Raw genomic sequence first — 24,819 nt, 5'->3', positions numbered from 1 at the left:
AGTAAAAAGGAGGAAAAACTGATGACGAAAACTGGTTTTGGTATGTGGAATTGGATAGTTCTATGTGCTTATTTATTAGCAATGTTGGGAGTTGGTGCTTACTTTACTAAAAGAGCAAGTAAAAGTACTGATTCTTTCTTTAAAGCTGATGGCAGAATTCCTGCTTGGGCTGCCGGGTTTAGTATTTGGGCTACAACGTTGAGTGCAATTACTTTTATGTCAACGCCTGAACAGTCTTTTTTAACTGACTGGGGATATGCAATTGGGAGTTTAACAATTTTTGTAATTGTTCCAATATTAATTGCATATTATGTACCGTTTTTTAGAAAGTTGAAAGTAACTACTGCTTATGAATATCTTGAAAAAAGATTTGGTCCTGTTATGAGAGCCCTAGGTAGTGGATTATTTATGTTATATCATATTGGTCGCGTAGCGATTGTTATCTATTTACCAATTTTAGCCATTACTTCAGTTTCAAATATTAATCCAATATTGATTGCTGTAGGCGTTGGCGGTTTGTGTATCATTTACGCCTTTCTTGGTGGTATTGAAGGGGTTATTTGGACAGATGTAATACAAGGCTTTTTATTACTTGGAAGTGCATTATTAATTTGTATTATGGCTATTATTCATACTGGAGGATTAGGACATGTTGCAGATATTGCTGTGGCTAACCATAAATTCTTTTCAGCTGCTGATTGGAATCCAAGCGATTTAGCAAAATTTATTCCTTTAATTTTTGCAGGCCAATTCTTTAATAGTATGTATCAATATACAGCTAGTCAAGATGTTGTTCAAAGATACCAGACCACACCAAGTTTAAAAGCAACTGCTAAGTCATTATGGACTAATGGGGTATTAGCTTTGATTACTATTCCATTATTCTTTGGAATGGGAACTTTGCTTTATTGTTTCTATCATACGAATGGAACTTTGCCTAAAGGTTTTAATACTAGTGCCGTTGTACCTTATTTTGTAATTAAAGAAATTCCTGCAGGACTAGCTGGTTTAATTATCGCAGGTATTTTTGCGGCAGCACAATCTACGATTGCTTCAAGTTTAAATGCGATTTCTTCTTGTGCTATTACTGACTTTAAGCAGAGATTTTTCAATAATAAGTTTAAAAATATCAGTGATGTTGCTTTAGCTCGTTGGATAATTATTATTGCTGGTGTAATCAGTTTATCAATTGCAATTTACTTGTTAATGGGGGATGCATCACAAACTTGGAATTTGTTCTTAACCGTTACTGGTTTATTTGGTGTTCCAATTGCAGGTATTTTTGCTGCTGGGATATTTACCCAATCAGCTAATAGATTTAGTGTAGTGGTTGCTGTTATTTTAAGTGCTGCAATTACTTACTGGATTCAAACCTTAAATGTTTCAACCTTTGTGACTCCATGTGTATCATTTGTTTTATCGTATTTAATTAGCTGGATAGTTGGCTTGATGACTCCGCAATACAACCATGATATTACTGGTTTAACTGCAAGAACAATCAAAGATAAGGTTAGCGCTCAGGAGGAATTAGAATAATGAAGGATACGATGACAGTTAAAGAAATGTGTAACTATTTAGGCAGAATGGAAGCTCCTGATGATTTTGATAAGTTCTGGGATAAGCAACTAGCTAATATTGAAAATGTGCCTTACAAAATAGTAACGCATAAATTTGGGTTAAAAGAGTTAGAATTTTTCGATTTATACTTTAAAGGTTCTAATAATGGAACTGTATATGCAAAATGTATTTTTCCTAAATGCAAAAAACCAGTACCCGTTGTGTTTTATTTTCATGGTTATATGGGACAATCTCCAGATTGGGCTACTTTATTACAGTTTGCGCCAACTGGAGTAGCAGTTGTAGCAATGGATGTTAGAGGACAACAAGGAAAGTCAATTGATAATTCAACTTTTAATGGAAATACTGTCAAGGGACATATAATTCGTGGAGCCGTTCAAGGTAAGGAACATCTCTTTTATAAGGATATTTATCTAGATGTTTATACTTTGATTGAAATTGTTTCTGACTTTGATGATAATTTAGTTGATACTAGCCATCTTTATAGTTATGGAGGTTCCCAAGGAGGGGCTTTAGCATTAATTGCGGCTGCCTTAAATCCTAAAATCAGTAAAGTAGTAAGTCAATATCCATTTTTATCAGATTTCAAGAGAGTGCTTGAACTAGGCAATCAAAGTGATGCCTATGATGAATTGTTTAGATATTTTAAATTTTATGATCCTTATCATGATACTGAAAATGAACTACTTAATACTTTATCTTATATAGATGTTAAGAATTTCGCTCATAGAATTAAATGTCCAGTATTAATGGTAACTGGACTTGAAGATAATGTATGTTTTCCTTCGACTCAGTATGCAATATTCAATCGAATAAAAAGTAAAAAGGTACATAAAATTATGCCAGAATATGGTCATGAAGACATGCATGTAGAATTTGATAATTTAGCATTTAACTGGTTATTTGGCACTAGTTTTCCAACACATCCTTAAAATTATCTTTATATAAAAACAAGTTCATTAAACTGTCGATTAAAAATAAGACAGAAATGAACTTGTTTTTTTGTGAAATTTTCAATAAAAAAGCTTTTTTATTGAAAATTAATAGCTTGTTACTAAATTTTAATAAATAAAAAACTCATCTCCCCCAGGAGATGAGTTTTTCTATCTTAATTTAAAATACCCATTGTTTCATCAACAATCTGCTTAACTTCCAAATGATTTCGTCTATATATTAAAGCTGTAGGCACATTATCGGTATATTCACGTTTAGCACCATAATTTTTGACCATCATTTTACTTGGGCCATAGAAACTAGCAATTTTTTGACCCAAACCTCCATCAATAGCATTATCTTCAAGTGTGATAACCAATTCATGATTTTTCTTTAGACTTTCAAGAGTAGAAATATCTAATTCTGAAGCTGATTTTGGATTAATTAAACTAGCATCAATTCCTCGTTCATTTAAACCTGCGCGAACTTTTTGACCTAACTCATAAAAGTCTCCTAAACCAATAATTGCAACCTTTGAGCCACCTTCAACATCATAATGAATTTGACTATAATCCTCATTTACAATACTGCCCTCAGGGACTGATTTAACAGGCCATTTAATTGCAACAGGCTGATTTCTTTGTTTGATTGCCCATTCAAGCATTGACTTAAGTTCATTAAGAGTAGTAGGGGCCAGATACTGCCAATTAGGTAGGTTAGAAATCATAGTATTATCAAAAATTCCAAGATGAGTTTTTGATTGCGAACTAATTCCTCCACCGGCTACAATCATTACTACTGGCAAGTTATTAGCTGCAACATCATGAGAAAGTTGGTCATATGCACGTTGTAAAAAAGTAGAATTTTCAAATAAAACAGGTGTAATTCCTTCTTTAACAGCGCCCGCTGCAAAGGCAACAGATTCTTGTTCTGCAATTCCGACATCTTTATAATTATCAGGATAATTCTTTTTAATTTCATCTAAACCAAAAACTCCAGGAATAGCAGCATTAATTGCTAAAATGTCCTCTTTATTCTCAATATGCTTTTTTAACACGTCCAAGGTTACAGATGATACATTAGGAATTTTAGGAGCTGGAACAGTTGTTTTATCAGTTTTTAAATCAAATGGTAATACCCAATGATGAGCTTCTTTATGATCAATAGCTGGTTGATAACCTTTACCCTTTAAAGTATTAATATGCAATACAAGAGGGTGGTCAATTCCTTTAACCGCTTCAAAAGCTTCAATCATTGCCTTAATGCTATTTCCATCTGCCACATATTTATAATCTAATCCCATAGCAGTAAATGGATTATCTTTTGTTTTACCGTTGGAATCGCGAAGTTTCTTAAGGGCAGTTACAACACCACCAACATTATCATCAATTGACATTTGATTATCATTAACAATCATTAAAAGTTGATGTTTTTCATCAGCAGCATTATTAAAACCTTCAAAAGCAAGTCCTCCAGTTAAGGAACCATCCCCAATAAGAGCGCCAATATTTTCATGTCCTCCTTGCATATCACGTGCACGTGCCATCCCCGTAGCTAAAGCAACAGAAGTGGAAGTGTGACCTATTGCATAATAGTCATAAGGGCTTTCATCGGGGTTAGTATATGGAGTAACGTCTTTATAATGCTTTGAATCAAGCCATGCAAGTGCTCGTCCTGTAAGCATCTTATGAGGATAAGTTTGATGACTAACATCCCAAACAATTTTATCTTTAGGTGCATTAAATACATAGTGGTAAGCAATTGTAGCTTCTACAATCCCTAAGTCAGGACCTAAATGACCACCTTCTGCAGCATCTTTTTCAAGAATTAAATTTCTAATTTCTTTAGCAAGTTTCTTTAAATCATTATGAGCCAAATTTTTTAAATCTTTTGGTGAATGAATTTTATTTAATAAGTAATCTGCATGAGTATTCATATAATTAGCTTCTTTCTATTTTCACTCTGTTACTTACTAAGTGTAATTTCGATAAATAATTTTTTCAAATATTTATACCTTATTAAAATCTATAATAAAAAAGCATTGCTTAATGCAATGCAAATTTAAATATTAATATTTTTTCTACCGCTTAAAGCTAATTTAGAAAGATATGCACTATTAACAATAACTACTAAACAAGTGGTAATAGTAATAACTTCAAAACTAGAATTATAGATACAAATTCCATATCCAAATAGAACGGTGAGTAAAAATATTAAAACTGTTTTCAATTTTAGTGGATATATTTTTTTATTATAGTGACTTGCAATTAACAAACCTAAGTAAGTCAATAACATCCCACAATATAAACAGCTTACAGCAAAAATAGAATTGGCTTCTTCTTCATGAATAAATTTTAAGCTTACAGTCAATAAACTAATTCCAAAAATTATGAAATAATGTAAGTATATTAGTAAATTTCCGGTATCATCTTTTTGATCTTCGTTAATTAACCAATCAAATTGTAATACGTACGCCAAGAACAAGCCAGCTACAATTATAAAAATAAAAATAGAATAGATTGATAAAGTTTGTGGTCGAAAATAATCCGCTGTTCCAATAATAGTTTCACCGAAAATGATAATAATTAGCAAATTTAGTCTTTCTAAAAAGTGAGAAAAGATAATTGGATGTTTTAGGGTATAATTTTTCATTAAACTTGGCATAATCCAGCTTAAGAGCAATCCTGCAATTGCAACTAAAAATCCTACCATATTATCCAAAGTTCCACCAATAAATAAGCAAATTGCTCTTATTATTAGAAATTTAAAATAAGTAATAGTAATTTTTTTATCTATTTTGTTTTTTACTTGGAAGTAAGTAATTAGATAATGAGTAGCTAATGTTAAAGATAATAATCCTGCAGAAACAAATAAAACGCGCATCTCTTTTAAATTATTACTATCAAATGAATTAGACATAAATAATAAAATCATCATATCTAAAAAATAAAAGAAAATATCACTCCAACTAGACTTTCCATAACGATTGGTAAATATTGTTTGGACAATCCAAGAACTAATGAATATTAAAACAATAATTGCAAATAATCCAAAAGTAACTGGTGAAACCATTCCATGGTGAATATGGTGAATAATTTCTGTAGTTTTAGAAATCATATAAACAAAAACTAAATCATAAAATAATGCAATTTTTGAAACATGTTTTTCTTTAAGTGCTTGAATCAATTTTTTGAACGCTTTCTATAAATAATTAAACTCGTTTTTCACTCATTTTAATTTTACCTTCTTTTATTAAAACTTTAAATCATCCCTATAATAACTTTTAACAATTAAGTGTCAATTTATCACATGAAATAATATATAATAATACATTTTCTTTGAATTCTAACGCATAATGACCAACAATAAGAATGAAGCATATGAAAAAACTTTTGTTTCTATATTGAAAGAGGGTTATTAAAATGTTCTCATTTGTATTTTGGGTTCTATTAATTTGGTTTGTTGTAAACGTTATTTGGATGTGGTTTGTACTTAACAAGCAAATTTATCAACGTACATTTGCTTGGATCAACGTAGCCTGCATTATTATTGGCTTTTGGGTATTTTATGGCGTAAGTCACGATGCAAATACTCTTGCAAATTGCTTTATTTGGTTGAATTGGATTAACGTGGTTCTTGCATGTGTCCAGTTTTACTTCGGTTATCGTAAAATTTCATCATCTAATTAATCCTGAAAAAGCTTCAATTAGATTTATAGTTTTGAACTGCTTCAAAAAGCTTTGCATTAGGTTTTAACTTATTGCAAAGTTTTTATTTTGGATAAATTATTGGCAACGTCCTTATAAATATGCTTAAATGTATAGTGTATTTTATAAATTGTTTGTAGGAAGAGGTTGCTAATGACTTTACCATTTAAGGCTGTAGCTGTAGATATGGATGGAACATTTTTAGATGATAAGCGAGAATATAATCATCAAGAATTTGACAAGATTTTAACAGAATTAGAAAATAAAAATATTAGTTTTATAGTTTCATCGGGCAGACCATATGCAAGACTTAAAAAGGATTTTGCTGATTTTTATAAACGAATGGACTTTGTAACTACTAATGGAGCTAGAATCTTAGTTAATGACAAAGAAGCTCAAGTTACTGAAATGAAAAAAAGTGATGTTCTTAAACTAATCGATTTTGTTTATCAAAAATATGGCAAGTTGCCAACAGTAGTTTTTGAACGTAATACTGCTTTCATCAATAGTGATGCCCCTGAAGAAACCAAAAAGTTTTTAGCTTACTTTGCTGGAAATTTGCAAGAACTTAATGATTGGAATGATTTGCCAGATGATGGAATTATTCAAATGACTTTCCACTATAAGAGTAAATTTGCTAAAGAAATTGAGCACGACTTTAGTGCTAAATACGGCAATATTTTTTCATTCTTTGCTTCTTCAGAATGGGCAATTGATGTTAATGCATATGGCGTAAGTAAGGGCAATGGCTTAAAAGAACTTTTAGCTGATCTTGATTTAACTGGAGATGACTTAATTGCCTTTGGTGATAGTGGAAATGACATTTCAATGCTTGATTTAGCTAAGTATTCCTATGCAATGGATAATGGGATGGATGAAGTTAAAAAACATGCTAAGTTTATTGCACCAGCAAATACTGAGGATGGAGTTTTCCAAACTTTGAGAGAGTATTTAACTAATGAAAAATAAAAAATTCTGGAAAATAAAGTATTTTGACCTAAAACATTTTTTGTTTGGTAATAAAACAACTATTTTTTAATATATGCTGACAGCGCAATTCTAAGGTCAAGTTCATTTAAATTGACTAATAAGTGATTGTTTTGATTCATAGAATGCAAATTTAAGAATTAAGAACTATTTTAGTCTTAATTCTTTTATTTTTATCAAATTTAGGGAGTTATTTCTATATTATAACGCCCTATAAATTTTATAAAAACCTTGATATTACAAGGGATTAACTAGATTGTAATTTATTAGGATGATATAATTTTAATATAAAAAATTATAACTCTCTATAATAAGAAAATAAAAAGGAACGATTTAAGAATATGAAGCAAGAAGTTAAACCAATTAAAGATTCATGGGTTTTGAAATCTGTTCAACAAGAACTTTTAAATAATGAAGGTACAGGGAAAAGGGATTACACAATTTTTCAAGTAGGTAAAGCTACTCTCCTTAGAGTAAGTGATGTCTTAAGTCTTAAGAAAAGCGATGTGTTTGATGAGCGCGGACGTGTTAAAAGAAACGCTTATACAATCGATAAAAAGACTAAAAAACGTAACATATTATACTTAAAGCCTGTTCAAGAAGACTTAGAAGAATATTTTGATTGGCTTGAAAGCTTTCAAAATAAGACACGCAGTATACCGCGTTATAAGCATCCCTCATTTAATGGAAATGTTTTTACTAGTCCGTGGCTTTTTCCTAGTGTTTATCATGCAGAAAAACATATTGACGGTCGTCAATACTGGAAAATAATGGACAAAGTTGGTAAAAACTTAAACATTGATTACCTTGGTACTCACACTATGCGAAAAACTGGAGCATATCGCGTCTATCAGCAAACAAATCATAATATTGCATTAGTTATGAAGCTTCTCAATCATAGCTCTGAACAAATGACTTTGGCATATTTGGGACTTGATCAAGAAGAACGAGAAAATATTTTAGATATGATTGATTTTGGATAATAGTAATTAATTGTTCAAAACAATTAGACCAATCTTTATATTTTTAAAATAATAATTTATATACGTTTGTTAATTTTTGATAAATAATCCCGATAATAAAAATTATGTAAAAAAACAATTTGCAAATCATAATTTTTATAGAAATTAATCTATAACAAGTCTATTTAATTGACTTAATTCTTTGTCTCGACTATGTTGGACATGTAAGGTTAAATACAACGAGGCGAAAATTATGAAAGCAGTACAATTACTTAAATATAATAAGAGATACCCTAAGATGAAGCTTGAAGATATTACACTTCCAGACTTAGGATTAAATGACGTGTTAGTAGAAATTACCGCAGCTGGTGTTAATCCAGTTGACAATATGATTGCTCGTGGTGATTTAAAGTTTTTATTACCATATAAGCTTCCTCAAACAATGGGGAATGAATTTGTAGGTGTCATCAAGAAAATTGGCGCAAACGTTACAGAGTTTTCAGTCGGAGACCGTGTATTTGCAAGAATGCCAATTAAGAAGATTGGTTCTTTTGCGCAACAAGCAGTTATTAATAAACATGCTTTAGCTAAAGTCCCTGACTATCTTACTGATGAAGAAGCCGCAGCTGTGCCACTAGATGCTTTAACCGCAGTACAAGCTTTAAACAAGCTTCATGGTAAGCCAGGTGATACCTTATTTATTTCAGCAGGAACCGGTGGCTTTGGTCAAATGGCTATTCCACTCGCTGTTCATCGCGGATATAAAGTTATTGTAAGTGGGAACCCTGCTCATGAACAACAAGTTAAAGATTTAGGTGCAACAACCTTTATTGACTATAAGACTGAAAAGGTTAGTGATGTTGTTTCCCAAGTTGATTACATTATTGACGGCTTAGGCGGCAAAGCTTTGAAGGATGAAATGAGGCTTTTGAAGCCAGGTGGCACTATTGTTTCTCTTAAAGGTGTGCCTGATAAGAAATATGCTGAAAGAGTAGGGCTAGCTCATGGTCAAACTATTGTCTTTAGCATTTTAGGTGCCAGAATCGATCACTTAGCTAAACAAAAGCATCAACATTATTACTTTATCTTTGTCAACTCTTGTGGTAGTGAACTTGCTCAAGCTGCTAAAGTTTTAACAGAAATGAAAATTCATCCTGCAATCGGTGATATTTATTCACTTGACGAATATGGTGAAGCTTTGTATAGAATTGCCCAAGGCCATACTGATGGTAAAGTTATTATCAAAATGTAATTATATATGAAATATAAAAAAGGATTGTATCAATGATATGACACAATCCTTTTTTTGATGTTTAATGACTATTTTCTTATGTGATAAATAATGATTCCTAAAACAAAACCAATACAAGCAAAACTAAGCCAGCCAAGCCCTAAATTAAAGAATGGGAAATATTGTTGAGCAAAACTTACCATGTGCTGAACAAAACTCATCTGATGAATTGCTTCTGGAGTAGCATTCATCATATCAAAAACAGCTGGAACAATCGTAAAGATAGTAGTTATACGATAAACAATTGGACTTGATTTAAATAATGGAGAAGCAATTGCTACTAATATTAAAGTTATTGCAAGAGGATAAAGAAGCATTAATATAGGCTTTGACCAAGTAATAATAGTATCAAGCCCCATATTAGCTACTAAAAACGATAAACCACAATTAAGTGCAAGCCAAGTTTTATAAGATAATTTGGGAAAACGCTGATTAAAGTCTTGGGCAAATGATACCGCAAGTCCCATAGCAGTAGTTAAACAGGTAATAGTTGTCAAGGTTGCTAATAATGCATTACCAGCAATACCCATATAATAATAAGAGATTTGCCCTAAAGTAGTACCCCCATTAGCTGCCAATTTAAACTGATGAAGACTAGTTGCTCCCATCCATACTAAACATAGGTAAAGAATTGCAATAGCAAAAATGCCCCAAAAACCACTTTTAATAGTTGCTAAAGAAATATCTTTTTGCTTGGTAATTCCTAGTTCTTTAATTGAGGTAATAATTGTAATTCCAAATATTAATGCTGCTAAACAATCCATTGTGTTATAACCTTGCAAAAAACCATTTGCAAAAGCACCATTACTATATGCTGCAGTGGCAATAGATGATTGAGCATTTCCCATCGGCTTAATAAATGCTAATGCGAAAATTACGAATAGCATTACTAAAAAAATTGGATTCAAAATTTTTCCAATAAGATCTGTAATTTTAGCTTCAGTTGCGGATAAAGCATATACAACAATAAAAAATATAGCCGTAAAAATTATTAGACCAATTTTATTAGCGCTAGCAGAAAAATGTTGAGCAAAGCCAATCTCATAAGGGACAGTAGCAGTTCTGGGTGTTGCACAAAAAGGTCCCATTGTAGCATGAACACAAATTAAAAAGATTGAGGCATATTTAATTCCAATCGGTCTAGCTAATTCATAGATACCATCTGAACGTGTAACACTAATGGCTAGCAATGCTAACAGTGGTAATAGTACTCCTGAAGTAATAAATCCTCCGCTAGCAGCTAACCACTTATTACCTGCAAGCTGTCCTAAATGCACCGGAAAGATTAGGTTCCCTGCACCAAACAGCATCCCAAAGATCAAAGATGCAATAATCAGCATCTTTTTAACTGTTAGTTTTGAATCAGACATATTCAACTTCCTTTTTTATAAATAATTCATTTAAAAAACGCCTCTAGACTAGAGACGTTTTTATTATTTTTAGAATACAGAATCTAATAAGCTTAGTCAATTGTTTTTAGCTTAGAAGTAGGAGTTACATGAAGACTTTCGCTAGTAAAATCATATCTAATATCAAAAAGCCCCATTTTCTTAAGTTGCCAAAACAAATTCATCAAATCGAATATCTCAATTCCCATACTTAAAGCTAAAGTTAGAGAATCTTCTTTATTTTCACTTAATAAGTTTATCAAGTCTTGATTATTCTTAACAAACTCTTGATCTACTGGAGAATTTGCTTCAGTTAGATTTATATATTCAAGCATTAATTCTAAGCTCAACTCATCATGAGGTAATTGGATATTATTAGCTGTATGAGAATTTTGATATTTATATTTAACTAAGTAAAGTGTCGCAAATTCAACAGGAGAGAGATTATTTAAGTCTATTGTATCAGCATATGCCAAAATTCGATAAAAATTATCAACTTTTTCAATTTCCATAATTTTGCTCTTTTCTAATTTTAGATATGAATTATTATAGTTGAGCAGATTGCTTTGAGCAACAATATTTAAGGTTTCTATGCAAGATTAAAGTACAAATTTTTTAAAAAATTTATTTGTGTTTTTGTTAGATTTACCGTAAAATAAAAAACGCATTTTGATTTTAACCACAATATCTTGTGGTTGTATGAAATAAAAATCAAGAACTTGTTATTCATTTGAGGAGGATTTATTTAATGCGTTTTGGTAAAAAAACTATTGTTGCAGCAATTGCAGGTTTAGCTTTAGTAGGAACTGCTGCTTGTTCTAAGGGTGGAAGCAGTTCTGAATCTACTAAGATTCCAGCAAAAATCACTAAAAAGACTAATGTGGTATTTTGGCATGGGATGCATGGCGGACAATTAGCTACTTTACAAAAGTTGACTAAAGAGTTTGAAAAAGAAAACCCAAAAATCAATATTAAGTTAGAAAATCAAGGCTCTTATATTGACCTTCAAGCAAAAATCAACTCAACCTTGCAATCTCCAAATAATTTACCAACTATTACTCAAGCATATCCAGGTTGGTTATACAATGCATCTAAGAACAAGATGCTTGTTGATTTGACTCCATATATCAATAACAAAAATGTAGGTTGGGGAAGCGCTGAAAAATCAGATATTCGCCAAGAATTGCTTGATGGTGCTAAAATCAATAATACTCAATACGGCATTCCTTTTAACAAATCAATTGAAACTTTAACTTATAACAAGGATATGTTTAAAAAATATGGCATTAAAAAAGCTCCAACTACTCTGAAGGAGCTTGCAGAAGTATCTAAGACTATTTATGAAAAGAGTAATCATAAAGTTGTCGGTGCTGGTTTTGATTCCCTTGCCAATTACTACGTTCTTAGTATGAAAGATAAGGGAATCAACTTCTCAAATAAAGTCGACTTTGCTGGCAATACTTCTAAAGAAGTAATCAATTATTATGCTGATGGTATTAAGAAGGGGTACTTTAGAGTTGCAGGCTCTGCACATTACTTATCAGGTCCTTTTGCTAACGAAAAAGTAGCAATGTATATTGGTACTTCTGCTGGTGAAGGATATGTTAAGCAAAGTGTTGGCGATAAATTTACTTATGATGTAGCTGCTCGTCCAGGTAAATATACCATGCAACAAGGTACAGATATCTACATGTTTAATCATGCAAGTGCTGACCAAAAAGCTGCCGCATTTAAGTACATGAAGTTCTTAGTATCTAAATCAAGTCAGCTTAAATGGGCAAATGCTACTGGCTATATCCCAGTTAATAATGCAGCAATTAAATCAAGTGAATACAAGTCCAATAAGAATATCAAGCTTCCTGCTAAGCTTGAAAGTGCAATGAAGCATTTATACAGTGTTCCGGTAGAAAAGAATTCAAATGCTGCTTACTCACAATTAGATAGTATTTTACAAAACATTTTCTCAGTTGCTCAAAAAGGACAAAATGTTAATAACGCAATTAACACTGGTAAATCTAAGTTTGATGCTGCTTGGAAGCAATAATTATAATTAAAAATCCTAGTCTCTATAGTGATGAGACTAGGATTTTTGTTATAAATTATTTTAAATTCCAATCAAGTATACCATTTTGATAATTTCCATCTATAAGTAAATCAGACAATTTAAAGTTATCAAGCTCTGCATAAAACTTATCAAAAGCTTTATCTATAACAGAGTATAACTTATCTTCGCTTTCCTTAACATGCTTTTTATCAGGAAAAACATGATAGGAGAGATGGTTAAAATCATAAGGATCTTTATTCAAATCTAATGCGAAAAACACATCTTTAAGACTAATTTCATCAATGGGACGAGCTAATTGATAACCACCATTTTTACTTGAAATGGCTGTAATAAGACCCTTATTTTTCATTTTCATCAAAATTTTTTTAAGATAAGAATCCGAAACTTGAAGTTTTTCACTAAGAATACGACTTTTGAGGGGAGTATGATTTTGTTGCAAAGCAAGCATCAATAATACATAAGTAGCTTGTTCAACGCTTTTATTTACTTTCATTGTTTTTCCAACTTTCTTTTAGCTGCTGTCATTATTGTAGCATAAAGTGTTTTAGCTATTTGACCAGCAATATTTGCTAAAAATTGAGTAGGCATTCCGATTTCAATAGTCCAAATTACCTTCGTAGTATTGTGGATAGGAAGAAATTTAATTTCAGTAAAGTCTTGTTTTACATTGGGAAAAGACTTTTGAACTCGATAATGAATAAAATTATCTTTTTTGATTGCAGTAATTTTTTCATGATACCAGCCTGCCAGCATTATTATCTCGCGCTCACTATTCTTGTCCCATTTTCCTTCAACCCAATTAGATTTAAAGACAATAGGAGAAGTAATAAAATTTTCAGAATGATAAAACCATTCAAAAACTTTCGAAATAGGTCTATTAATAATTTGACTAATTTGTACTTTTTTAGTTACCATAACGCATTTTATTTACTAATTCTTTAGCTACAGTATTAACATTAACTGGTTTAAACTTTTTAGAAAACAATCCCATAAATTTAAGAAATGGTACCATTTTACTTAAGGTGTCTTTTCTACCATTACCATAAACTAGAGTAGGAGAAACAACTTCTAATCTAATACCGCTTTGTCTGAGCATTTGTTCAATTTTCTTTTTACCTTGAACAAATGCCTTATCACCTAAAACTCCGCCAATAAAACCCATAGCCTTAACATGATGTTCTTTAGCAATTCTTAGCATAACTTCAGCAGGTAAATCATTGATTTGCTTAAATTTTTCTGGATTCTTTTCAGGAGCACCAATAAAGTCAATAATATAATCAATTTTTTGAGGAAGTTTTTTATTAACTTCTTCAAAGTTAGTTACATCAGCTTTGATATTAGTAATTTGTGGATATAAAAGTTGATTTTTTCCCGAACGAGAAACTATATATAAATTAGCCTCGGATTCTTGTGAAATCCATTCTTGAGATACATTTCTACCGATATATCCATTTCCACCTAATAATACAATATTTGTCATACTATAATTCTCCTTTAAAGCATTTTAAGCCATTATATATCCTAAGATAATAAAAAGCAACGAATATATTATTATAAATCATAAATAGCACACAAGGTATGTTACACTATAGTAAGTGTCGCAATACTCCTATTATGCGACACTTTGTAAATCGGTATTTTATGCCCTATTTTCAATAATTAAGGTGAAATTTATGCAAATTAAAGAAATGAGTCAAAAACAAATTACTAAGCGTTTATCGGAACTTCCTGACTTTGTTAGAAACTTTTATGATACTCATAAAATAGATACTCAACCAACTACTAATGCAATGTATTTATTAGAAATCAACAGCTTTTTTACATGGCTGCGCACACATACTAATCCTGATTATACTGAACCGTTATCTGCAGCATTATCTAATAAAGATATTACTATTGATACTTTAACTAAATTAGACACTATGGATATAAACAATTACATTTATTCATTAAGCACTACCGAAACCTTTTATGGTACATTACCAACCACAGGAACCATAAATCACACTATCAGCGCCCTAAAATCTTTCTTTAGGTATCTTTGTGAGGAATCCGAAGTTGGTCCATCACGCAAGCCATATTTAGCATATAATCCCATGGCAAAAATAAAGATGAAGAAAGATACTGCTACTCTTAACTATCGCCATAAAAAAATTGAATCCCAGTTATTTGTTGGCCGAGAACAAGATCTGTTAGCTTTTATAGATGAATATTACGAAAAAATAATAAAAACTCCACAAGCTAAAAGTAAATTCAAACGTGATAAAGAACGAGATTTAGCAATAATTGCCCTTCTTTTAGCATCAGGATTGAGAGTTTCAGAATTAGTTAGTTTAAATTTAAAAGACTTAAAATTAACTGATACTCACGGTCAAGTATCAATGATCAGAAAAGGAAATCATGCAGACACTGTTGGCATTGTCCCTTGGTCTATTCCCTACCTTGAGCAATATTTAAGTATCAGGAGCAAGCGCTATAATGCTTCTGATGATGAAAAAGCCCTATTTGTAACTCCAATTAAAGGAAAAGCAACTAGACTTACTACAAGGTCTATTCAGCGTATGGTAAAGAAATACACTCAAGCTTACGGTCGTCCTTCTACTCCTCACAAGTTCCGCCATACTTTGGGAACTGAACTTTATGAACAAAATAAGGACATTGTTGCAGTTTCCGAGCAATTAGGTCAAACTAGTACTTCTGCTACTGACTTATATACTCACTTAGGTGAAGATAAGCTTCATAATGATTTAAGCCATATCGGTGAAAAACAAGTTCATGTTAAGTATTTGAAGAACAAATGAAAATTACAAAAGCCAATCAACAAAAGTTGATTGGCTTTCTTGGATAGCTAATTCATGCTATAATTAATTTGCCTAAAGATAATTATTATCGATAGTTAGGTTGAGAAATTAGCTTTAGTGCTACTATCCCAGTGCGTGCGAGGCACTGCCAACCAGCACATAAACAAAAAGTTTCCGTAATTGGTCACCTATTTGTTCAAATTAGGAAGGCGAAATTTCTGACCTGCACTATCATTATTATATCAAATAAAGCAGCTTTAAATCTTACTATTGTTGATTTAAAGTTGCTTTTTCATTTACTCATTTTTAAAACCTGTTAATTATTGCCTTTTCTTAGATTATTTATTTCATCCTTAGTTAAGTTAGTTTGCTTTTTTGCATCAGCAATATTCTTTTCATTTAATTGAAGAATGCTGACACGCTTTTCTAACGTTTCTTCACTGTATTTGCAACAAGCTCTTCAAATCTAGATGGGTCATTGTTCTTTTGACCATCTAAAAGAATATTTAGATAATCATCTCTTGATTCTTTGTCTGGCTTAATGTTTATAACTGGATAGCCTTTTTCTGCTAACGCAAAATTCATTAATAATCTAGCAGTCCTACCGTTTCCATCTCTAAATGGATGTATCGTTACAAACTTAAAATGCAAGTCTGCAGCATATTTGACAGGATGCAAAGTATCCTTAGCAGTTCTAGACCAGTCTATTAAGTCATTCATCTTTGGTTCAATATCAAATGGTTCAGCATAAGGGCTAAATTTAACTCCAGCAGGATGAACTTCAACTTCTCTATATATACCGCCCCACTCTGGATTAGACTTGGTTAGGACTATTTTATTTATGTCTCGTATGATGATTTGAGTTAAAGAGGCATCTCTATTAGCTAAATCAAGCGTGTAGTCGTAAGCTTGAGCTAAATCTAATGCAGCTAAAATATCTCTAATAGATTCTCCACCACTAGTTACACCCCTATTAATTATTTCTTCTATTTCGAATCTGCCTAGTTTGCTGCCTTCAATTGCATTAGACGACCAAACATGCTCAATACGAATATCCTGATTTAACAAATCTGATTGTTGTTTATCTAAAGAGCGATATTTATCAATCTCCTTACGTAAATTTGACAGTTTATCTTCATTATTAATCATATCTTTCCCCTGTACTTCTTTATTACTATCTAACTTTATAATACTCAACTTTTATATAGAAAGCAGCCCTGAAGGTAACGTATTAAGTACAATTTAGGTGGAAAAAAGCCCTAACGATAATTATTGCATTTACATAAGCACCTAAATACAATAAAATCATTAGGTGCTTATATAAATATATTTATCCTAATCAGTCCTAACAGTATTTTCAATTATATAGACTGGTTTAAAGGTTTAAAATTATTTGTCAGCTTTTCGCTTACACCGAATAAGTGAGATATATAACTAAATTATCACTAAGGCTTTGTAAAGGCGTGATACATATGAAAGGAAAAATCGACATGAGTAAAATTGATCAATATATTACTAAACGTAAGAAGCAAAGTATTGTTTTTGCTAAGAAATACAAAGAAGAAAATCAACAATTACAAATAGCAGTTAAGGTGCGTAACCTTCGAGATAAACTTGGTATGACACAGCATGAATTTGCTAAACTAGTAGATAAGCCATAATCAACAATTGCAAGAATTGAAAGTGAAAAAATGAATGTATCAATCAGTGTTTTGAATAAAATTTATGTTGATAAAATTTTAAGAATCACTAAAGTGATATTTCAAAAAGATAATTAGTTTTTTAATTAAGTTCTTTTTAAAATACTCATTAAGCGATTAAATATTTCAATTAAAATTATTGCTACGTATGTATATACAAGAAAGAAGGATAAAAAATGGAAACTCTTCTGCAAGTCGTTTAAATAAAAATATTAAGGTACAAAAATGGGAGAATTTGTACTAGACGTTACAAACTCTCCCGATTCTGAACATGTAATGATTAAGGTTACTGAATTTCTAAAAAAGAATTCAACTAAACTATAAATGTAATAGTTCGCATTAAAGTGCTGATATGAACCCTAAAATTAGAACATATTATAAATAGACTACCTTAAAACTATATTTCGAAATTCTATCGGAATATGGTTTTTATTATTTCAAATTCTTATAAAAATCTTCATCAACAGGCTCATACCATACATTTTCTTGTCCTTCTCCAGGAACCATAAATGCTAAGTGTGAGAACCATGAATCAGGAGCAGCTCCATGCCAGTGCTTAGTATTGGCTGGAACAAAGAAACTATCGCCTGGAAGAAGCTCTACTGGATCTTGTCCTTCAAGTTGGACATAACCGCGTCCGCCCACTGCAATAAGCATCTGACCGCCGCCTTTAGTAGCTTTATGTTCATGCCAATGATTAATTACACCAGGTTCAAAAGTAACATTATGAATTGGAAATGGAGCTTTAGTTACTTCTGCCAAATAGCTTTTTCCAGTAAAGTACTTGGCAAAAGCATCATTTGATTCGCCAATTGGAAAAATCATGCTGTTAGCATAAGCAGATTTTTCATCTTCTGCACTTTCATTTTCATTCCAAACTTCTTTTGGCAATCTAAATGCACCCCATGCAACTGGCCAGCCTGCATAAAAAGCAGCATGAGTGATAATTGCAGCAATTTCTTTACGAGTAATGCCGTTCTTTTTACCAATTTCAAGGTGAGCCTTTAGTGATGAATCGACTAATCCTCTACCAATGAATACTGAAATAGTAATAATTGAGCGAGTTTTTTGGCTAATATCATCATTTGCCCAATTTTCTCCAAATAAAATATCATCATTAAAGTGGGCAAATTCCGGAGCAAATTTACCTAAATTATCTCGTCCTGCAGTTTGATGAATTTCTGTCATAAATTTTACCTTCTTTTTTATCAGATTTTTATTTGTTTTTCTTTTATAGACTTAGTGTATATCCTTTTAATAATAATTAAAAATACTAATAATTAATACTGCAGTATAATTATTACTTATAGTTGACAACAAAAATATAGGGCTAATCACTATTTGATTATCCCTACTAAAAATTCAGTTCAAACTATTTTCTTCAATCCAACTATCAACCTGATTATCATTATTAAAAACTATTCCTTTTTTAATATCAACATTTTGATAATTGTTTTCCTTTACTGTTCTTTCGATATTTGATTGCGACCAGTCATAACTTGAACCTCCTGAAGTTGCAAACATAGCTAAAGTCTTGCCATTTAAGTCAAGTTCATCAATAATTTTAGCAATGAGACGTGGCGGAATTCCCCACCAGATTGGATGAGCTAAAATAATTGTGTCGTAATCTTGAGTACTTGGTAAATCTTCAACAATATCTACTCGCCCATCGTGCATTTGCTTTTGTTCAACTGTGGCACGTGTTGTGGGAATAGTCCAATTCAAGTCTTCTACTGTATAATGAATCTTAGCTTTGATTTCATGCACATCTGCGTTTAGTTTTTGTGCTACTAAGTCAACATAATGTTTAGTATGATTTTGCGGTGAAAAGTACAAAAGTAATGTTTTGCTCATAAGTTACCTCCTAATTAGTATAATCGTTGTATTTACTTACATTTTATAAGCAAAATTTGAAATAATCAAATATCATTTTCTTCTGATTAACTATGATTAATAATTATATTGGGGGAAAAACTCCTTTCTTTAGCAAAAAATTAATTCTCCTAAAGAATTTTTACTGAAAATATACTAGAGAAAGCTCGGGATTTCAATCCCGAGATGAATCCAGCAATCTAAGTGACAAGTTTTGTTTTAAAAAATCTACAATTTTAAGCTTTTGTTCGCTTTTTCCTCCTATTCTGTTTTGGTATAATTTAAGAATAATATCAAGAAAGGAGGCACAAAAATGCTTGCTGGAATCAAGTTAAGACTATATCCAAATAAAAAACAACAATGACAATTATTTCAAATGTTTGGTAATGACCGTTTTATTTGGAACCAGATGCTTGCCATGATGAATGAGCGTTACAAGAATAATCATCATTTGCCATTTTTAGGTAAATATAAGCTAGATATTTTGTTAAAACCTTTAAAACATCAATATAGCTTTCTAAAAAACAGTGATTCTTCTAGTCTTCAAATAGTTAATGCTAATTTGAATCAGGCTTGGAAAAATTTCTTTGACAAGTCAATCCGTGCAAGAAAGCCAAAATTTCATTCAAGAAAGTCAACTAAGAACTCTTATACTGGCAAGTCAACTGTTCGTGTTATTGGCAGGCGATATTTGAAATTGCCTAAACTTGGCTATATTAAGACTAGCAAAACTGGACTTTTGAAAGATGCCAAGATCAAGCGATATACAGTAAGCTTAGAACCAACTGGAAAGTACTACATTTCTTTTCAAGTAGAAGTTGAAAAGAAAGAGCTACCTAAGACTAACAAAGAAGTTGGGATTGATATTGGATTGGCTGATTTAGCCATTCTTTCAAATGGTATCAAGTATGATACTTTTGATGGTTCTTATTTTGATAAGAAGGCTATTGAATGGCAAAGGAAATTCTCAAGAAGACGCTATTTAGCTCAAAGACTAGTCTTGCAAGATAAGAACAAAAAAATACCCAATCCAAGAAGCTTAGAAAGCTTCAAGAATTGGGAAAAAGCACGGGTCTTAAAGGCAAGATACCAAGATAAAGTCAAAAATCAAAGAAAAGACTATCCCCATAAAGTTACAACTGAACTAGTCAAAAACTATGATGTGATTGCAATCGAAGATTTGAAAGCCAAAAATCTTCAAAAGAATCACCATTTGGCTAAATCTATTAGTAATGCAAGTTGGAGAATGTTTAGAATGATACTTGAATATAAGTGTGAATGGTACGGCAAAAAGTTAATCATTGTCAATCCAGAAAACACTTCAAGGATCTGTTCAAATTGCGGATTCAATAGTGGTGAGAAGCCACTGAATATTCGTGAGTGGAGTTGCTCAAAATGCAAGGCTCATCATGATCGAGATATTAATGCGGCAGTTAATCTCCTAAATAAAGCAAAGCTAACTGGCTAAGGACTAGCCAAGGTAAATAGGCAGGTTCTGTGAGTTAGGTATGAGACCTTCTGGACATCAGAAGCTAATTCTCTGTAAGAACCTAAACACTACCTGCTGTTCCCAGAAACTCAGGAATTCATTCCCGATGTAGTTCATTGTATAATTAGAAAAGAAAAGGAGCTAATTATAACTACTCATGAAAATAAAAAAACTACTTACTTTATCTACTATGTTAGTATTAGGAATTTCTCCAGCTTTCATTAATAATCAAATTCAGGTTAATGCTGAAACAATAAAATCAAAAAATACATTTACTTTAGAAATCCCTGCTTACATTTATAAAAAAGATGGAAAACAAACACATGTTGATGAAATAACTGATGCAAACGGCAACTCAGTTAAATTAAAACAAACTGGGGATGTTACTTTAATTCCTAAAGGAACTAAACTGCAATACTTCGGTAAGCCTGTATCGCTAAAAACCTATATTAATACTTCCCAACAAACAAGCAACGGTGACTTAAAAATGTACTTTAATATTGGTCACGGCTACTACATTAATGCTAAAAACGTCGGTATAACAAATGGACCTACTAACATCACTCTAGATCATAATTCTTATATTTATAATTCTAATGGTAAACGTAATAAACACGCAAAAACCATTAAGAAGAATACTACATTAATTGTCCCTGGGAAGTTTCAAAAAATTACTAAGCCAACAAAGTATTACTCAGAATACCTGTCTTCATCAGGAATAAAATTTGTTGACTGGCAAAAAAGACATCGCTTTTTCTTAAAATATACAACTATTAACGGTAAGCAATTTTATCAAATTGGTAAAAATCGCTACATCAAGGCCAATAATATAATTTATCTTGATGGAAAACCTATGTACACAAATGCTAAGGAAACTACAATTGTACTAAAAAGCGGTCAGCAAATTGTTAATATGAATTCCAATTCAGAAAGTGGTCACTATTATCATAAAGGACAAAAACTTAAAGTTGATAAATACGTTTCTACCTTTAGAGGCTATCCAAATGACTTTTGGTTTAAAACCGGAATTGAAGATGGTGTTTTCTATCATGTAAAAGGAACTAAGGATAATTGGGTATGGGGTCGCGTATCTGAAGTAAATGTTAAACGTAATATTGAACCTATAAATCTGCCTAATACTAAAAATACTTTCATGCAGTTTAAACCTGGGATTCCTAAAGGAATTATTTACAACAAAAATGGTGAACCAAAATATTCTAATAAATTCTATAATGCGGAAAGCACTAATTATTATAAATTTGGTTATTATCCATTAGCGGTAAAAGAATTAAAATATATTTACGTAGCCAAAGATAAAAAAGCGGAACTCTTTTATCATGTGCAATTAACTGGGGATGATTTATATCTTTCTCTAGTTAACAAAGATGGGAATCAAATTTCTACAGATCCATCAATTAATGATTTTTATTTAAAAGCTGACAATCTTCAGTACGTTGCTGGCATTAAGTTAAAGCCTATCAATACACCTCAAGCTAAAAATTAAGACAAAAGTATTTCTATGACATCATGGAAATACTTTTTTAGTGCTTCTGAAGTTCATTCTCCACATCCTTATTCTCCATCTCTACTCCATTCTCCAATTTTTCTCCAATGCTTTATACTGGTGAAAAGAAGCATAAATGGTTAGACTATCTTTCCAATCGGTATGAAAGTACACTAGGTAATTGAGCTAAGTTTTAATAAAGAAAGAGATCTAGCCATTATAGCCTTATTATTAGCTTCTGGGGTACGTGTATCTGAACTAACACGATTAAACATAAAAAAATTAAATTTACGTGAGCGTAGCATTTTGGTGGTAAGGAAAGGGAATAAAAAAGATGCTCCATTAATTGCTGATTGGGCTATCCTTTATATTCAAAACTACTTGAATATTAGAACTCAAAGATATGCTCCAGACAAAAGTGAAAAAGCTTTATTTTTAACTAAATATGCAGGTAAGGCTAAACGGATAGCTACTAATACAATTGAGCGATTCGTCAGCATGTATTCAGAAGTCAGAAGCATTTCCAGACAGTAATAGAACTACACCTCAAAAATTACGTCACTCATTAGCACAAAATTATACGAGGAATCAAAAGATGTAATGGTGGTAGCTACTCAATAGGACATACAGGAATTTCAGCAACAGACCAATATATTCAGCAGACTAGAATTGACAAACAACGCAGTGAATTGAATAAAACTAAGTAACAAAAAAAGCTTTATGCACACTTGTTGTATTATACAAATACGTAAGTAGATAGGAAAGACAAGTATTAAACTTGTAATGCTACTATAAACACTAATACTTAGTAAATATTGAATTTGGCTTTCATAGATTTAAATTATGTAAATAATGTTTTGATACCCAAGCTAGTACTAAATATATTTTTGTACCAACGCACATGTTGTAAATCAGATATATTAATTAAAGTCCGGATAATCATAGCAAACTTATAAAGTACAATTTACGAATATGTTACATAAGTAGAAATACATCAGATTAGCATATTTTTATTACTTTATCTATAATTTCACTTTTATATTTGGATAAAAGAGTAATTTTAATCAAACATGTTTATTAGATGATTTAATCCTCTCTTTAGCAAACAACAATTAAAAACGGTTCGAAAATTTAACAATTTCATATATTGTTAAATCTTCGAACCATACTTTTACCATTTGCCTTTTTGAAAATAGCAAAATAAAGAATACAGATTTCCTGAGAACTCAATTTTATTGTCTTCAAAAAACTACTTAAATAAATGCATAATTAAACTTATAATTTGGCCCCCAAGATCCTTTAGCAATTTCAAATTGTATTTGAGCTAAGTCCTCAAATACAGCTTTATGACTCTTTGCAAAAGCTTTATTTAATTTTATGTTTTTTGAATGCGCCTTTGCCTGTTTAGGAGTTCTATGTTTATAATTCCAAGCTGCATGTGCTTTTTGAGGAGTTCGATAGCCATACCTTGAGAATCATCTAATACTTTCTGAGATTCAGCATCTACGACAACATAACGTTTATAGGTATTATCCATTGGAATTACTTTAACTTTTTTAGCCATTAATTATCCTTCTTTCTCTAACTGCCTAAAGTATAACAAAGCTAATAAGCTAAAAATGAAAATTCACAACTTTTTAAACTTCATACAACCAAAAAAGTCTGTTGATATTTATACCAACAGACTAATATTTAAATATCTTTAATCGTGGATTAGGTTTCTCTGGATATGGACTATCAAATAAGTTACTTCTTCATCAGTTATCTTTATACGATACTTTTTCTCAAGAAACTCCATAATTTTAATTGCTACTTTAGTTGCTCTCGGATAAGAATTAACGACCATCTGATACATTGCATCATCATCTGAATCTAATTGCTGGCCACGTAAGATTCTTTGAGCAAAGAACTTAATATGCGTTAACAATCGCTGATAATTTATTGAACTAGGATCTAGGCGTCCCTCATTATGCAAATTTATAATACTCATTAAGCTACTAATAATCTTAGTAACTTCCATGCTGTCTGCATCATTAGATTTAGATTCTGCATTAATTATATGGAACGCAATACTGGCAGCTTCTTCTCTAGGCAATTCAACGTTAAGTTCTTGGTTAATTAACGAGACAGCCCATTCACCTATTTTAAACTCTTCCGGATAATAGCTTTGGACGTCCCAATAGAGTTTATTCTTAAAAGTTATGCCCTCTTTTAACCTATCAAGGGAGAAGTTGATGTGATCCATCAGTGAAAACGATAAAGACTTGTTTAATGAGTTATCAAAAACTTTAGTTGCTTTTTGTACAATTTTTCTAGTTACTTCTACAATTTCTGGAGAGACATTAGTTAACATTTCTTCCATTTGTTGTATTTCAGGACTAGTAACTGGTACAAAGACTTGATTGACATCATCGGAATCAATTTTAGCGCCTGCTTTTTTACCATATCCTATGCCTTTTCCAAGAACAATTAGTTCTTGTTGATCATCGTTAACGCAAAGAACAACACTGGTATTCAATACTTTTTTAATAACTAGCCCCAT

General features: G+C 31.4%; 23 protein-coding genes and 1 pseudogene. 12 read left to right on the top strand and 12 right to left on the bottom strand.

Going from position 1 to position 24,819, the window contains the following annotated elements:
- Positions 1 to 21: 21 nt before the first annotated feature.
- Entirely contained in the window at positions 22 to 1,536 is a 1,515-nt protein-coding gene (locus FOD82_RS09490) for a sodium:solute symporter (RefSeq protein WP_144356227.1), read from the top strand.
- Entirely contained in the window at positions 1,536 to 2,510 is a 975-nt protein-coding gene (locus tag FOD82_RS09485) for an alpha/beta fold hydrolase (protein WP_144356226.1), read from the top strand. Before FOD82_RS09490 ends, FOD82_RS09485 begins: the two co-directional genes overlap by 1 nt.
- A gap of 176 nt (positions 2,511 to 2,686) precedes the next feature.
- On the opposite strand, the gene FOD82_RS09480 is transcribed toward FOD82_RS09485, so the two are convergent.
- Both FOD82_RS09480 and FOD82_RS09475 read right to left on the bottom strand, forming a co-directional pair.
- Positions 2,687 to 4,447, bottom strand: a complete 1,761-nt coding sequence (locus FOD82_RS09480; protein ID WP_144356225.1) for a 1-deoxy-D-xylulose-5-phosphate synthase — start codon at positions 4,445 to 4,447, stop codon at positions 2,687 to 2,689.
- Positions 4,448 to 4,572: 125 nt separating this feature from the next.
- Positions 4,573 to 5,697: a low temperature requirement protein A gene (locus FOD82_RS09475; RefSeq protein ID WP_242450228.1), complete on the bottom strand. Its 1,125-nt coding sequence runs from the start codon at positions 5,695 to 5,697 to the stop codon at positions 4,573 to 4,575.
- A 236-nt stretch (positions 5,698 to 5,933) separates the two neighbouring features.
- Here FOD82_RS09475 and FOD82_RS09470 point away from each other — a divergent pair, with 236 nt between their 5' ends.
- The 4 genes from FOD82_RS09470 to FOD82_RS09455 all read left to right on the top strand — a co-directional run bounded on the left by FOD82_RS09470 (position 5,934) and on the right by FOD82_RS09455 (position 9,419).
- The gene (locus tag FOD82_RS09470; protein WP_144356224.1) at positions 5,934 to 6,200 is read left to right on the top strand and encodes a hypothetical protein; all 267 of its coding nucleotides are present in this window, start codon (positions 5,934 to 5,936) and stop codon (positions 6,198 to 6,200) included.
- 171 nt (positions 6,201 to 6,371) lie between these two features.
- Positions 6,372 to 7,187 carry a Cof-type HAD-IIB family hydrolase gene (locus FOD82_RS09465; protein ID WP_144356223.1) on the top strand — a complete coding sequence of 272 codons (816 nt, stop codon included), beginning with the start codon at positions 6,372 to 6,374 and terminating at the stop codon, positions 7,185 to 7,187.
- A gap of 359 nt (positions 7,188 to 7,546) precedes the next feature.
- The gene (locus FOD82_RS09460; RefSeq protein ID WP_144356222.1) at positions 7,547 to 8,188 is read left to right on the top strand and encodes a tyrosine-type recombinase/integrase; all 642 of its coding nucleotides are present in this window, start codon (positions 7,547 to 7,549) and stop codon (positions 8,186 to 8,188) included.
- Positions 8,189 to 8,420: 232 nt separating this feature from the next.
- A complete protein-coding gene (locus FOD82_RS09455; protein ID WP_144356221.1) occupies positions 8,421 to 9,419 on the top strand; it encodes an NADP-dependent oxidoreductase in 999 nt (332 codons plus the stop codon).
- Between the two features lie 68 nt (positions 9,420 to 9,487).
- Here FOD82_RS09455 and brnQ read toward each other — a convergent pair whose 3' ends face one another.
- The gene (brnQ, locus tag FOD82_RS09450) at positions 9,488 to 10,828 is read right to left on the bottom strand and encodes a branched-chain amino acid transport system II carrier protein (RefSeq protein ID WP_144356220.1); all 1,341 of its coding nucleotides are present in this window, start codon (positions 10,826 to 10,828) and stop codon (positions 9,488 to 9,490) included.
- 92 nt (positions 10,829 to 10,920) lie between these two features.
- Positions 10,921 to 11,358 (bottom strand): hypothetical protein, encoded by a 438-nt coding sequence (locus FOD82_RS09445; protein WP_144356219.1) that lies wholly within the window; start codon positions 11,356 to 11,358, stop codon positions 10,921 to 10,923.
- A gap of 236 nt (positions 11,359 to 11,594) precedes the next feature.
- On the opposite strand from FOD82_RS09445, the gene FOD82_RS09440 reads away from it, so the two are divergent.
- Positions 11,595 to 12,890, top strand: a complete 1,296-nt coding sequence (locus FOD82_RS09440; protein WP_144356218.1) for an extracellular solute-binding protein — start codon at positions 11,595 to 11,597, stop codon at positions 12,888 to 12,890.
- Between the two features lie 55 nt (positions 12,891 to 12,945).
- Here FOD82_RS09440 and FOD82_RS09435 read toward each other — a convergent pair whose 3' ends face one another.
- Genes FOD82_RS09435 through FOD82_RS09425 form a run of 3 tightly spaced genes read right to left on the bottom strand, consistent with a single transcriptional unit; the run spans position 12,946 to position 14,391 of the window.
- Complete coding sequence (locus tag FOD82_RS09435; protein ID WP_144356217.1) at positions 12,946 to 13,404, bottom strand: Rrf2 family transcriptional regulator; 459 nt, start codon at positions 13,402 to 13,404, stop codon at positions 12,946 to 12,948.
- Positions 13,401 to 13,826, bottom strand: coding sequence for an SRPBCC family protein (locus tag FOD82_RS09430; RefSeq protein ID WP_144356216.1), 426 nt, complete (start codon positions 13,824 to 13,826; stop codon positions 13,401 to 13,403). Before FOD82_RS09430 ends, FOD82_RS09435 begins: the two co-directional genes overlap by 4 nt.
- On the bottom strand, positions 13,816 to 14,391 hold the full coding sequence (locus FOD82_RS09425; RefSeq protein ID WP_144356215.1) for an NAD-dependent epimerase/dehydratase family protein: 576 nt from the start codon (positions 14,389 to 14,391) through the stop codon (positions 13,816 to 13,818). The genes FOD82_RS09430 and FOD82_RS09425 overlap by 11 nt, the downstream gene beginning before the upstream one ends.
- 193 nt (positions 14,392 to 14,584) lie before the next feature.
- Here FOD82_RS09425 and xerS point away from each other — a divergent pair, with 193 nt between their 5' ends.
- Positions 14,585 to 15,712 (top strand): tyrosine recombinase XerS, encoded by a 1,128-nt coding sequence (gene xerS, locus FOD82_RS09420; RefSeq protein ID WP_144356214.1) that lies wholly within the window; start codon positions 14,585 to 14,587, stop codon positions 15,710 to 15,712.
- A 426-nt stretch (positions 15,713 to 16,138) separates the two neighbouring features.
- Here xerS and FOD82_RS09415 read toward each other — a convergent pair whose 3' ends face one another.
- Entirely contained in the window at positions 16,139 to 16,861 is a 723-nt protein-coding gene (locus tag FOD82_RS09415; protein WP_242450227.1) for a Fic family protein, read from the bottom strand.
- Positions 16,862 to 17,202: 341 nt separating this feature from the next.
- Here FOD82_RS09415 and FOD82_RS09410 point away from each other — a divergent pair.
- Positions 17,203 to 17,490 (top strand): annotated as a pseudogene (locus FOD82_RS09410) (helix-turn-helix transcriptional regulator).
- A gap of 354 nt (positions 17,491 to 17,844) precedes the next feature.
- On the opposite strand, the gene FOD82_RS09405 reads toward FOD82_RS09410, so the two are convergent.
- Both FOD82_RS09405 and FOD82_RS09400 read right to left on the bottom strand, forming a co-directional pair.
- Complete coding sequence (locus FOD82_RS09405) at positions 17,845 to 18,600, bottom strand: carboxymuconolactone decarboxylase family protein (RefSeq protein WP_144356213.1); 756 nt, start codon at positions 18,598 to 18,600, stop codon at positions 17,845 to 17,847.
- Between the two features lie 174 nt (positions 18,601 to 18,774).
- A complete protein-coding gene (locus tag FOD82_RS09400; protein WP_144356212.1) occupies positions 18,775 to 19,266 on the bottom strand; it encodes a flavodoxin in 492 nt (163 codons plus the stop codon).
- A gap of 394 nt (positions 19,267 to 19,660) precedes the next feature.
- Between FOD82_RS09400 and FOD82_RS09395 the strand changes: the two genes are divergently transcribed.
- The 3 genes from FOD82_RS09395 (at position 19,661) to FOD82_RS09910 (ending at position 22,811) form a co-directional block, all read left to right on the top strand.
- Complete coding sequence (locus tag FOD82_RS09395) at positions 19,661 to 20,752, top strand: transposase (RefSeq protein ID WP_242450226.1); 1,092 nt, start codon at positions 19,661 to 19,663, stop codon at positions 20,750 to 20,752.
- Positions 20,753 to 20,930: 178 nt separating this feature from the next.
- Positions 20,931 to 22,277 (top strand): SLAP domain-containing protein, encoded by a 1,347-nt coding sequence (locus tag FOD82_RS09390; RefSeq protein WP_144356211.1) that lies wholly within the window; start codon positions 20,931 to 20,933, stop codon positions 22,275 to 22,277.
- A 180-nt stretch (positions 22,278 to 22,457) separates the two neighbouring features.
- Entirely contained in the window at positions 22,458 to 22,811 is a 354-nt protein-coding gene (locus FOD82_RS09910) for a tyrosine-type recombinase/integrase (RefSeq protein WP_347337951.1), read from the top strand.
- Between the two features lie 841 nt (positions 22,812 to 23,652).
- Here the strand turns inward: FOD82_RS09910 and FOD82_RS09380 are convergent.
- Positions 23,653 to 23,841, bottom strand: a complete 189-nt coding sequence (locus FOD82_RS09380) for a hypothetical protein (protein WP_144356210.1) — start codon at positions 23,839 to 23,841, stop codon at positions 23,653 to 23,655.
- 138 nt (positions 23,842 to 23,979) lie between these two features.
- Positions 23,980 to 24,819, bottom strand: coding sequence for a PRD domain-containing protein (locus FOD82_RS09375; RefSeq protein ID WP_144356209.1), 840 nt, complete (start codon positions 24,817 to 24,819; stop codon positions 23,980 to 23,982).

The organism is Lactobacillus sp. LL6 (genome assembly GCF_007570935.1).
Taxonomy (GTDB): Bacteria; Bacillota; Bacilli; order Lactobacillales; family Lactobacillaceae; genus Lactobacillus.
This window is presented reverse-complemented; position numbering and strand designations above follow the sequence as displayed.

What these genes read in the sequence shown, in the direction of transcription:
- FOD82_RS09390 (WP_144356211.1), top strand. Translation starts at nt 20,931, where the DNA reads ATGAAAATAAAAAAACTACTTACTTTATCTACTATGTTAGTATTAGGA.
- FOD82_RS09485 (WP_144356226.1), top strand. Translation starts at nt 1,536, where the DNA reads ATGAAGGATACGATGACAGTTAAAGAAATGTGTAACTATTTAGGCAGA.
- xerS (WP_144356214.1), top strand. Translation starts at nt 14,585, where the DNA reads ATGCAAATTAAAGAAATGAGTCAAAAACAAATTACTAAGCGTTTATCG.
- FOD82_RS09400 (WP_144356212.1), bottom strand. Translation starts at nt 19,266, where the DNA reads ATGAGCAAAACATTACTTTTGTACTTTTCACCGCAAAATCATACTAAA.
- FOD82_RS09470 (WP_144356224.1), top strand. Translation starts at nt 5,934, where the DNA reads ATGTTCTCATTTGTATTTTGGGTTCTATTAATTTGGTTTGTTGTAAAC.
- FOD82_RS09415 (WP_242450227.1), bottom strand. Translation starts at nt 16,861, where the DNA reads ATGATTAATAATGAAGATAAACTGTCAAATTTACGTAAGGAGATTGAT.
- FOD82_RS09490 (WP_144356227.1), top strand. Translation starts at nt 22, where the DNA reads ATGACGAAAACTGGTTTTGGTATGTGGAATTGGATAGTTCTATGTGCT.
- FOD82_RS09380 (WP_144356210.1), bottom strand. Translation starts at nt 23,841, where the DNA reads ATGGCTAAAAAAGTTAAAGTAATTCCAATGGATAATACCTATAAACGT.
- FOD82_RS09375 (WP_144356209.1), bottom strand. Translation starts at nt 24,819, where the DNA reads ATGGGGCTAGTTATTAAAAAAGTATTGAATACCAGTGTTGTTCTTTGC.
- FOD82_RS09425 (WP_144356215.1), bottom strand. Translation starts at nt 14,391, where the DNA reads ATGACAAATATTGTATTATTAGGTGGAAATGGATATATCGGTAGAAAT.
- FOD82_RS09440 (WP_144356218.1), top strand. Translation starts at nt 11,595, where the DNA reads ATGCGTTTTGGTAAAAAAACTATTGTTGCAGCAATTGCAGGTTTAGCT.
- FOD82_RS09480 (WP_144356225.1), bottom strand. Translation starts at nt 4,447, where the DNA reads ATGAATACTCATGCAGATTACTTATTAAATAAAATTCATTCACCAAAA.
- FOD82_RS09455 (WP_144356221.1), top strand. Translation starts at nt 8,421, where the DNA reads ATGAAAGCAGTACAATTACTTAAATATAATAAGAGATACCCTAAGATG.
- FOD82_RS09430 (WP_144356216.1), bottom strand. Translation starts at nt 13,826, where the DNA reads ATGGTAACTAAAAAAGTACAAATTAGTCAAATTATTAATAGACCTATT.
- FOD82_RS09445 (WP_144356219.1), bottom strand. Translation starts at nt 11,358, where the DNA reads ATGGAAATTGAAAAAGTTGATAATTTTTATCGAATTTTGGCATATGCT.
- brnQ (WP_144356220.1), bottom strand. Translation starts at nt 10,828, where the DNA reads ATGTCTGATTCAAAACTAACAGTTAAAAAGATGCTGATTATTGCATCT.
- FOD82_RS09435 (WP_144356217.1), bottom strand. Translation starts at nt 13,404, where the DNA reads ATGAAAGTAAATAAAAGCGTTGAACAAGCTACTTATGTATTATTGATG.
- FOD82_RS09465 (WP_144356223.1), top strand. Translation starts at nt 6,372, where the DNA reads ATGACTTTACCATTTAAGGCTGTAGCTGTAGATATGGATGGAACATTT.
- FOD82_RS09460 (WP_144356222.1), top strand. Translation starts at nt 7,547, where the DNA reads ATGAAGCAAGAAGTTAAACCAATTAAAGATTCATGGGTTTTGAAATCT.
- FOD82_RS09395 (WP_242450226.1), top strand. Translation starts at nt 19,661, where the DNA reads ATGTTTGGTAATGACCGTTTTATTTGGAACCAGATGCTTGCCATGATG.
- FOD82_RS09405 (WP_144356213.1), bottom strand. Translation starts at nt 18,600, where the DNA reads ATGACAGAAATTCATCAAACTGCAGGACGAGATAATTTAGGTAAATTT.